Genomic DNA, 9,270 nt, shown 5'->3' with positions numbered 1-9,270 from the left:
CGTGGGCTCGGATATGTGTATCAGAGTCAGGGGCGTGCCCGGTTCCGGCCGCCAGCCGCCCGCCAGGGCGCGGCGCGCGATCGCGGGGCCGCTGGCGATGCCCTCGACGCAGCCGCGGGAGCCGCACGGGCAAGGCGCGCCGTCCAGGTCCACGCTGATGTGGCCGATGTGGCCCGCGTTGCCGGTCGGGCCCGCGTACAGACCGCCGTCCAGGACCAGGCCGCCGCCGACGCCGGTCGAGACCACCAGGCACAGCGCGTGGTCGTACCCCTGGGCCGCGCCGAGCCAGTGCTCGGCGGCGGCGATCGCGGCCCCGTCACCGATCAGCGTGACGGGCCGTCCGGCGGCCGCGGGCAGCGCCTTGACCCGCTCGACGAGGGGGAAGCCGCGCCAGCCGGGTACGTTCACCGGGCTGACGGCGCCCGCGGCGGCGTCGACGGGGCCCGCGCTGCCGATGCCGAGCGCCCGCGCCTCGGCCCACAGGGGTGAGCGTGCGAGTTCGTCCAGGACCTCTTCGGCGGCCCGCCACACCGTCTCGGCGTCCTCCCGCGCGGGCGTCGGCCGCCGGGCCCGCGCCCGGACACGACCGTGACCGTCGACCAGGGCTCCGGCGAGCTTGGTGCCGCCGATGTCGAGCGCGGCGACGAGGTCGGTCGGCATCAGTGTGGGATCCCCTGGTGAGAAGGTCGGCCGGAGTGCACGGGGAACAGTCTTCTTGGATCTGACAACGTTGTCCAGGCCCTATGCTCGACGCACACGCCCGCTCACACGGGACAACGGGACAACGGGACAACGGGAACAACGGGGACACACGCCTTCTCACACGGGACAGGACCGCGCATCGTGGCCGAGACCGCCAGCCGCCGCACACCCCGCCGCCACGGCGACCGTCCGACCATGAAGGACGTCGCCGCACGCGCGGGCGTCGGGCTGAAGACGGTCTCGCGTGTGGTGAACGGCGAGAGCGGCGTCACCCCGGACACCCAGCGTCGCGTCCGGGAGGCGATCGAGGCGCTGGGCTTCCGGCGCAACGACAGCGCGCGGGTGCTGCGCAAGGGTCGTACCGCGAGCGTCGGCCTGGTCCTCGAGGATCTCGCCGATCCGTTCTACGGGCCGCTGAGCCGCGCCGTGGAGGAGGTGGCACGCGCCCACGGCGCGCTGCTGATCAACGGCTCCAGCGCCGAGGACCCGGACCGTGAGCGGGAGTTGGCGCTGGCGTTGTGCGCGCGCCGGGTGGACGGTCTGGTGGTGATCCCGGCCGGTACCGACCACCGCTATCTGGAGCCCGAGATCAGGGCGGGCGTGGCCACCGTGTTCGTGGACCGTCCGGCCGGGCGGATCGACGCCGACGCGGTGCTCTCCGACAGCTTCGGCGGGGCGCGGGACGGCGTCGCCCATCTCATCGCCCACGGCCACCGCCGGATCGGCTTCGTCGGCGACCAGCCGCGCATCCACACGGCGGTCGAGCGCCTGCGCGGCTATCGCGCCGCCATGGCGGACGCGGGCCTGCCGGTCCACGACGGCTGGGTGTCGCTCGGCTCCACCGCGCCGGGCCGGGTCCGCGCCGCGGCCGAGGCGATGCTCACCGGGGCGGAGCCGGTGACGGCGTTGCTCGCGGGCAACAACCGGGTGACGGTGACGGTGATCCGCGTCCTGGCGGCCAGGTCCCGTCCGGTCGCGCTGGTCGGCTTCGACGACTTCGAGCTCGCGGACCTGCTGCGCCCCGGTGTGACCGTGGTCGCCCAGGACGCCGCGCTGCTCGGCCGTACCGCCGCGCGGCGCCTCTTCGCCCGCCTGGACGGCGACGCGACCGCTCCGCGGCGCACCCGGCTCGCGACTCGCCTGATCCCCCGAGGCTCCGGCGAGCTGCCCCCTCAGGAGGACCGTGGACAGTGACCGTTCGCTGAGCGCGCTCGGGCTGGGCACCGCGCCGCTCGACGCCCCCTTGACGTACCCCGGCGTCGTCCCGGACACGTCCGGGCTGCTCGTTCAGGGGTACTTCCTGCGCCTCGTTCCCGTACGGGGGCGGCAGCTCGGCCAGTGGTGGGTGGAGAGCGCCGCCGACGGGGGCCGGGTGCCGCTGGACGACGTGCTGTCGCGCTACGGCGGGGTCGGCGCCGGGGCGCGCGTGCCGGTGCTCGCGGTCGGGTCCAACGCGGCTCCGGCGCAGCTGCACCAGAAGTTCACGCGCCGCGGCGTGCCGGGCGCGGTGCCGATGGTCAGGGCGGCGGTCGGCGGGCTCCGCTCGGGGGTGTCCGCGCACATCGGGCGGGCGGGGTACGTACCGGCCGCATCGGTGCTGGCGGCGGGCGCCCCGGCCGCGCTCACCGTGTCCTGGCTCACCGCGGCCCAGCTCGCCGCGCTCGATGACACCGAGCGCCACTACGACCGCGTCCTGTTGCCCGGCGCGCGCTTCCCGGTGGAGCTGCCGTCGGGGGAACGGCTCGCCGCCTGTCAGGCCTACGCGGGCAAGCACGGCTGCCTGCTGGCGGGCGACGGCACGCCGCTCGGCCTGCTCCCGCAGCGCGCGCTCCTGACCGCCCTGCTCGAACGGTCCGCCGCGCTGCGGGAGTTGCTCGGTACGACACCGGAGAGCGCCGTGGCCCTCGCCGCGGCGGACGAGGCCGTACGAGAGGCCGCCCGGCGGATCTTCGCGGCCGAGGGGTGGGTCGGCGGCCAGCCGGCGCTCACGGCACTCGGCGCGACGGCCGGACGGGGGCCCGCCTACGACGAGCTGCGCGGCTAGGCCCTGTCGTCAAACTCCCGCCTGCCGGGCGACGCCACGCACGCACTCTCGCCACGCCCCCGTCGCCCGCCCGGAGGGCGAGCCGCGGGGGCAGGCGGTACGCTCGGCGTGCCGGGGGCAGGCCCTCGTACGGGACCGTACTCGGGTCTGCGCGGGACCGAGAGCCTGGGGGCTAGCGCGAGGCCGTCAGGTCGGCGCGGCGTGGCGTCGAGAAGCTCTCCAGGTCGGCGCGGGTCAGGCCGCTGAGGCGGGCGACCTCGGCGATGTCCAGGGCCCCGCAGTCCAGGCCGCGCAGCAGGTAGCCGCTGAGCGCCTTGGCGGTGGCGGGCTCGTCCATCACGTCGCCGTCCACCTGGTTGGCGTACGCGGAAAGACGCGCGGCCGCGGCCTCGAAGCCCTCGCGGTAGAAGGCGAAGACGGCGGCGTACCGGGTGGGGATGTGCGCCGGGTGCATGTCCCAGCCCTGGTAGTAGGCGCGGGCCAGGGCACGGCGAGTGAGGTCGTAGTGGAGCTTCCAGGCCTCGTGGACATGCTCGGTGGCGCCGACCGGGAGGACGTTGGTGGAGCCGTCCGAGACGCGGACGCCGGTACCGGCCGCGGCGACCTGCATGACCGCCTTGGCGTGGTCGGCGGCGGGGTGGTCGCTGGCCTGGTAGGCGGCGCTGACGCCGAGGCAGGCGCTGTAGTCGAAGGTGCCGTAGTGCAGCCCGGTGGCGCGGCCTTCGGCGGCGTCGATCATGCGGGCGACGGTGGCGGTGCCGTCGGCGGCCAGGATGGACTGGCTGGTCTCGATCTGGATCTCGAAGCCGATCCGGCCCGGTTCGAGCCCCCTGGCCTTCTCGAACTCCTCCACCAGCCGCACCATCGCGGTGACCTGCTCGATGTAGGTCACCTTCGGCAGGGTGAGCACCAGGCCGTCGGGCAGGCCGCCGGACTCCATCAGGCCGGTGAGGAAGACGTCCAGGGTGCGGATACCGCGGTCGCGTACCGGGGCCTCCATGCACTTCATCCGGATGCCCATGTACGGGGCCGCGGTGCCGTTCTCGTACGCCTCGGCGATCAGGCGGGCCGCGCGTGCGGCGTCGCCGTCCTCGTCGGCGCCCTTGTAGCCGTCCTCGAAGTCGACCCGGAGGTCTTCGATCGGCTCCCGCTCCAGCTTGGCGCGCACCCGGTCGTAGACGGGTACGGCCAGCTCGTCGCTGAGGCCGACGGCCGCGGCGAAGGCGGCGGCGTCCGGGGCGTGCTCGTCCAGGGCCGCGAGGGCCTGGTCGCCCCAGGCGCGTACGGTGTCGGCCGCGAAGGCGTCGCCGGGCACGTACACGGTGTGGACCGGCTGGCGGGTGCCCGGATCGCCGGGGTAGCGGCGCGCGAGTTCCGCGTCCACCGGGGCGAGCGAGGCGCTGATGCCCTCGCTGACCGCTCCTGCGAGGCTCGTCGCCACCTGGTCCTGCTGACCCTGACCCATCCCTGCACCCTCCACGTTTCCACTTCACGGAATCAGTAATCCGTATGGCGAACTTATCCGGGGTGACTGATCTGCGTCAATGGTCTCCCGCAACGGCTCGGGGCCGCGCGGTGAGGATCACCACGCGGCCCCGAGCCGTGAAAACCTCGCAGGTCAGCCCTTGCGGGAGTTGACCTCTTCGGTCAGCTGCGGGACGACCTCGAAGAGGTCGCCGACCACGCCGTAGTCGACCAGGTCGAAGATCGGGGCCTCGGCGTCCTTGTTGATGGCCACGATGGTCTTCGAGGTCTGCATACCGGCCCGGTGCTGGATCGCGCCGGAGATGCCCGAGGCGATGTACAGCTGCGGCGAGACCGACTTGCCGGTCTGGCCCACCTGGCTGGAGTGCGGGTACCAGCCCGCGTCGACGGCGGCGCGCGAGGCGCCGACGGCCGCGCCGAGCGAGTCGGCCAGCGACTCGATGAGCGCGAAGTTCTCGGCGCCGTTGACGCCACGGCCGCCGGAGACCACGATCGCGGCCTCGGTCAGCTCGGGGCGGCCGGTCGACTCGCGCGGGGTGCGCGAGGTGACCTTGGTGCCGGTGGCCTGCTCGGAGAAGGAGACGGCCAGGGCCTCGACGGCGCCGGCGGCCGGGGCGGCCTCGACCGCGGCCGAGTTCGGCTTCACGGTGATGACCGGGGTGCCCTTGGAGACACGGGACTTGGTGGTGAAGGCGGCGGCGAACACCGACTGGGTGGCCACCGGGCCCTCGTCGCCCGCCTCGAGGTCGACGGCGTCGGTGATGATGCCGGAGCCGATGCGGAGCGCGAGGCGGGCCGCGACCTCCTTGCCCTCGGCGGAGGACGGGACCAGTACGGCGGCCGGGGAGACCGCGTCGTAGGCGGCCTGCAGCGCGTCCACCTTCGGTACGACGAGGTACTCGGCGAACTCGGGCGCGTCGGCGGTGAGGACCTTGACCGCGCCGTGCTCGGCCAGCGTGGCGGCGGTGGCGTCGGCACCGGCGCCGAGGGCGACGGCGACCGGCTCGCCGACGCGGCGGGCCAGCGTCAGCAGCTCCAGGGTGGGCTTGCGGACGGCGCCGTCCACGTGGTCGACATAGACGAGAACTTCAGCCATGGGACTTCAATCTCCTGCGAATGCGAAGAATCTGGGGGCGGTTGGGGCTCGACGAGCCTTAGATGAACTTCTGGCTCGCGAGGAACTCGGCCAGCTGCTTGCCGCCCTCGCCCTCGTCCTTGACGATCGTGCCCGCCGTGCGCGCCGGACGCTCAGCCGCGGAGTCGACCTTGGTCCAGGCGCCCTCCAGACCGACCTGCTCGGCCTCCAGGTCCAGGTCGTCCAGGTCCAGCGACTCGACCGGCTTCTTCTTGGCGGCCATGATGCCCTTGAAGGACGGGTAACGGGCCTCGCCCGACTGGTCGGTGACCGACACGACGGCGGGCAGCGACGCCTCGAGCTGCTCGGTGGCGGTGTCGCCGTCCCGGCGGCCCTTGACCACGCCGTCCTCGACGGAGACCTCGGAGAGCAGGGTCACCTGCGGCACGCCCAGGCGCTCGGCGAGGATCGCCGGGAGCACGCCCATGGTGCCGTCGGTGGAGGCCATACCGGCGATGACCAGGTCGTAGCCGGTCTTCTCGATGGCCTTGGCCAGCACCAGCGAGGTGCCCATCACGTCGGTGCCGTGCAGGTCGTCGTCCTCGACGTGCACGGCCTTGTCGGCGCCCATCGACAGCGCCTTGCGCAGCGCGTCCTTGGCGTCCTCGGGCCCGACGGTCAGCACGGTGATCTCCGCGTCGTCCGCCTCGTCGGCGATCTGCAGCGCCTGCTCGACGGCGTACTCGTCGAGCTCCGACAGCAGGCCGTCCACGTCCTCGCGGTCGACGGTCAGGTCATCGGCGAAGTGCCGGTCGCCGGTGGCGTCGGGCACGTACTTCACACAGACAACGATCCTCAAGCTCACGCCGGCTCTCCTACTGCATCGTCATTTCGGGCTGCCGCTCTTACAGGCAGCATAGGCGTCTGAAGCGGCCGATCCCGATCGGGGCGGCCCGCGCTCCGATCGAAATGTTACTTGTCAGTACACCCAGGTCCCGTCCAGTAAGCAAGCGCTTTGGACTGTGACCTTGACAACGCCATGGTAAGGCGTCCCTAACCCGCGGCCCGGCGGGTCAGTCACGCAGCGCCGTGAAGCCGCCCTGGTGGTACAGGAGCGGACGGCCCGCGCCCGCCGGGTCGCCGGTGACCACCTCGGCGAGCACCAGCCGGTGATCGCCCGCGGGCACCCGCGCCACGACCCGGCACACCAGCCAGGCCAGCACGTCGTCGAGGATCGGCACGCCTTCGGGGCCCGTGCGGTAGCGGGTCGGCGGGGCGAAGCGGTCGGCGCCGCTGCGGGCGAAGGTGGCGGCGAGCTCGCGCTGGTGCTCGCCGAGTACGTGGACGCCGACGTACTCGGCCGACTCGACCACCGGCCAGCTGGACGAGCCGGTGCCGATCCCGAACGAGAGCAGCGGCGGCTCGGCGGCGACCGAGGCGAGCGAGGTGGCCGTGAAGCCGACCGGGCGCGCGCCCCGCGCCGTGATCACGGCGACTCCCGCCGCGTGCCGCCGGAAGACGGAGCGCAGCAGGTCGGGCCGCGCGGGGGCGAGCTCGGATGGCGCCGTCATCGGGTGGCCCTTCTGCCGTCGGGTACGCCGTCGGGTATCGGCATCCCGCAAGGCTCGCGAGAACCGGTGGTCGTGGTCAAGGGAGCCTCCGAGGATGCGGGCAAGATCACGGGACCCTGGCGCGGGGAGGTCACAGGGCCGCGCCCAGCGCGGCGATCACGTCGGCCTTGCGTGGCTGGCCCGCCGCCCGGCGCACGACGCGGCCGTCGGCGTCGAGCACCAGGACGGTCGGGGTGCGCTGAATGTCCAGTTCCCGTACGAGCGCGAGCCGCCGCTCGGCGTCGACCTCGATGTGGGCCACGCCGGGGACCAGGTCCGCGACCTCGGCGAGGACGCGCCGGGTCGCCCGGCAGGGCTGGCAGAACGCGGTGGAGAACTGCACGAGGGTGGCCCGCTCGCCGGGGTCCGCGCCCAGTTCCCCGCGGCCGAGCACCCTGGCCCCGTCACACGCGCCGCCCTCGCCGGACGCCCCGGACTCCTCGTACACCCCAGACTCCTCAGATTCCTCTTCCTCGTGCGCCCCGGATTCGTCGCGCACACCGCCGCCCTTCGCCATACCCCGCGCGCCCGCCGCCCGGCGCTCTCGTCGTACCCTGCAGCGTTCGACGAAGCGTGGAGATTCCCTCCTGCCCGATGGCGCGGCGTGACGAGAATCTCCCCGCGCGAGGCCGTCAGGGGTGGCTACTCGGCCCGCGATGGGGCACGATCTGGCCAATGCCCGTAACCTACGGGTCCGTAACTTCCCGCCTGGGATACCCGTTCCCGGCGTACAGAAGGGTTTCACCCGCCCATGGCAGAACTCGTCTACCGGCCGGTCATCGGTGCTGCGCTCACCCTGTTCAAGGCACTGGACCTGAAGATCGACTGCAAGGGCGCGGAGCACTTCCCCCGGTCGGGCGGGGCCGTACTGGTCAGCAACCACATCGGCTATATGGACTTCATCTTCGCGGGGCTCGCGGCCCGGCCGCAGAAGCGTCTGGTGCGCTTCATGGCCAAGGAGTCGGTGTTCCGGAACAAGATCTCGGGTCCGCTGATGCGCGGCATGAAGCACATTCCCGTCGACCGCAAGCAGGGCGAGGCCGCCTATGCGCACGCTCTGGACTCGCTGCGCGGCGGGGAGATCATCGGGGTCTTCCCGGAGGCCACCATCTCCCAGTCCTTCACCCTGAAAAGCTTCAAGTCGGGTGCGGCGCGGATGGCTCAGGAGGCCGGGGTGCCGCTGATTCCGGTGGCCCTGTGGGGCACCCAGCGACTGTGGACCAAAGGCCGTCCACGCAACCTCAAGCGCCACCACATCCCGGTGACGATCCGGGTCGGCGAGCCGATCGAGGCGCCCCGCGACCAGTTCGCGGGAGCGATCACCCGGCGGCTGCGGGAGCGGATGCAGGAGCTTCTGGAGGCCGCGCAGCGCGCCTATCCGGTACGTCCCGGCGGGGCGAACGACACCTGGTGGGTGCCCGCCCATCTCGGCGGCACAGCGCCGACCCCGGCGCAGGTGCGCGAGGCCGAGGCGGGCTGACCGCCCCGCCGCCCTGATCGCTTCGGTCATTCCGGGGCGCGGACGGAGATCCGCGCTCCGGGGCTGAACTTCGCCAGCAGGTCGGCGAGTTCGGCACCGGCCCGCTCCAGGTTCGCGGCGGGCATCGGCGCCAGGGACTCCAGCAGGAAGACCGCGCGTACGGTGTCCTCGGTCAGCCGGGTGCGCGGACCTTGCCGCCAGTTCCAGCGGCGGCAGGTCACGCCCGCGCCGTCGCACCAGACGACCTCCCCCGCGTCGGGGTGCTCGACCACCCGCTCCCCCGCCGCGACGGACGCGAACTCCTCGTCGCCCGTGGCGCGTACGAGCCGCATCCCGCCCTGGACGCGGTCGGCGTCCTCGCCACCGACCGGGATCAGGTGGGCCACGCTGATCGCGTTGTACAGGTCGACCAGCAGGTTGATCCGGGGCAGGCCCGCGTCCGACAGCGCGCGCCTGGCCAGCGCTTCGGCCGAGTTGCGGGTGCGCGAGGGCTTCGAGCCGAACGCCGTGTACACCTCCCGCCAGGCCGCCATGTGCGGGTCCTCGTGCGGGGCGCGGCCGCCGAGGCGTTCGGCGAGCCGCCGGGCCGCGTCGTCGAGGAGCGCCGAACTCTCGTCGGTGCTGGGGCCGTTGACGAGTCCGGCGGCCTCGATGGCGAGGTGCGTGAACCCCGGCGCGAGTGCGCGTACGGAGTCGGACACAGTGAGCGTGAGAGTCATCGGCTGCCTTGGTCTCGGGGCGTCAGGTGCATTGTAGAGTACTGGACAGTCCATCTTGCTGCACTCGGCTCACGGCTCACGCAGGAGGCCGACCGTAAGGGCATGCCCTTACGGCTGTCTCTTATAAACATCACCGAGCCCACCAGACGCTACAG

The 9,270-nt window shown here is 72.9% G+C and carries 10 protein-coding genes; 3 read left to right on the top strand and 7 right to left on the bottom strand.

What is annotated here, in order from left to right:
* Nucleotides 1-660: ROK family protein (locus tag ACX6XY_RS29450; protein ID WP_460337470.1), on the bottom strand; the 660-nt coding region annotated here is incomplete at its 3' end.
* 183 nt (nt 661-843) lie between these two features.
* Here ACX6XY_RS29450 and ACX6XY_RS29445 point away from each other — a divergent pair.
* Nucleotides 844-1,896 (top strand): LacI family DNA-binding transcriptional regulator, encoded by a 1,053-nt coding sequence (locus ACX6XY_RS29445; protein WP_460337467.1) that lies wholly within the window; start codon nt 844-846, stop codon nt 1,894-1,896.
* On the top strand, nt 1,886-2,746 hold the full coding sequence (locus ACX6XY_RS29440) for a hypothetical protein (RefSeq protein WP_460337463.1): 861 nt from the start codon (nt 1,886-1,888) through the stop codon (nt 2,744-2,746). Before ACX6XY_RS29445 ends, ACX6XY_RS29440 begins: the two co-directional genes overlap by 11 nt.
* Nucleotides 2,747-2,918: 172 nt before the next feature.
* On the opposite strand, the gene ACX6XY_RS29435 is transcribed toward ACX6XY_RS29440, so the two are convergent.
* The 5 genes from ACX6XY_RS29435 to ACX6XY_RS29415 all read right to left on the bottom strand — a co-directional run bounded on the left by ACX6XY_RS29435 (nt 2,919) and on the right by ACX6XY_RS29415 (nt 7,364).
* The gene (locus ACX6XY_RS29435) at nt 2,919-4,211 is read right to left on the bottom strand and encodes a DUF6986 family protein (RefSeq protein ID WP_460337460.1); all 1,293 of its coding nucleotides are present in this window, start codon (nt 4,209-4,211) and stop codon (nt 2,919-2,921) included.
* 153 nt (nt 4,212-4,364) lie between these two features.
* Complete coding sequence (locus ACX6XY_RS29430; protein WP_460337457.1) at nt 4,365-5,327, bottom strand: electron transfer flavoprotein subunit alpha/FixB family protein; 963 nt, start codon at nt 5,325-5,327, stop codon at nt 4,365-4,367.
* Between the two features lie 58 nt (nt 5,328-5,385).
* Nucleotides 5,386-6,171, bottom strand: a complete 786-nt coding sequence (locus ACX6XY_RS29425) for an electron transfer flavoprotein subunit beta/FixA family protein (RefSeq protein ID WP_411058128.1) — start codon at nt 6,169-6,171, stop codon at nt 5,386-5,388.
* 208 nt (nt 6,172-6,379) lie between these two features.
* Nucleotides 6,380-6,877, bottom strand: coding sequence for a flavin reductase family protein (locus tag ACX6XY_RS29420; RefSeq protein ID WP_460337453.1), 498 nt, complete (start codon nt 6,875-6,877; stop codon nt 6,380-6,382).
* A 130-nt stretch (nt 6,878-7,007) separates the two neighbouring features.
* Nucleotides 7,008-7,364 (bottom strand): TlpA family protein disulfide reductase, encoded by a 357-nt coding sequence (locus ACX6XY_RS29415; protein WP_460337473.1) that lies wholly within the window; start codon nt 7,362-7,364, stop codon nt 7,008-7,010.
* Nucleotides 7,365-7,667: 303 nt separating this feature from the next.
* Between ACX6XY_RS29415 and ACX6XY_RS29410 the strand changes: the two genes are divergently transcribed.
* On the top strand, nt 7,668-8,396 hold the full coding sequence (locus ACX6XY_RS29410) for a lysophospholipid acyltransferase family protein (protein WP_460337450.1): 729 nt from the start codon (nt 7,668-7,670) through the stop codon (nt 8,394-8,396).
* A 26-nt stretch (nt 8,397-8,422) separates the two neighbouring features.
* Here the strand turns inward: ACX6XY_RS29410 and ACX6XY_RS29405 are convergent, their stop codons facing one another.
* Entirely contained in the window at nt 8,423-9,115 is a 693-nt protein-coding gene (locus tag ACX6XY_RS29405; protein ID WP_460337447.1) for a B3/B4 domain-containing protein, read from the bottom strand.
* Nucleotides 9,116-9,270 lie beyond the last annotated feature (155 nt).

It is taken from the genome of Streptomyces sp. O3 (assembly GCF_054788135.1).
Note: the sequence above shows the minus strand (reverse complement) of the source record. Positions and strands in the feature narration are given on the sequence as shown.

Bases quoted from the DNA above. Each gene is read 5' to 3' on its own strand.
- ACX6XY_RS29435 (WP_460337460.1), bottom strand. From the start codon at position 4,211: ATGGGTCAGGGTCAGCAGGACCAGGTGGCGACGAGCCTCGCAGGAGCG.
- ACX6XY_RS29430 (WP_460337457.1), bottom strand. From the start codon at position 5,327: ATGGCTGAAGTTCTCGTCTATGTCGACCACGTGGACGGCGCCGTCCGC.
- ACX6XY_RS29420 (WP_460337453.1), bottom strand. From the start codon at position 6,877: ATGACGGCGCCATCCGAGCTCGCCCCCGCGCGGCCCGACCTGCTGCGC.
- ACX6XY_RS29410 (WP_460337450.1), top strand. From the start codon at position 7,668: ATGGCAGAACTCGTCTACCGGCCGGTCATCGGTGCTGCGCTCACCCTG.
- ACX6XY_RS29405 (WP_460337447.1), bottom strand. From the start codon at position 9,115: ATGACTCTCACGCTCACTGTGTCCGACTCCGTACGCGCACTCGCGCCG.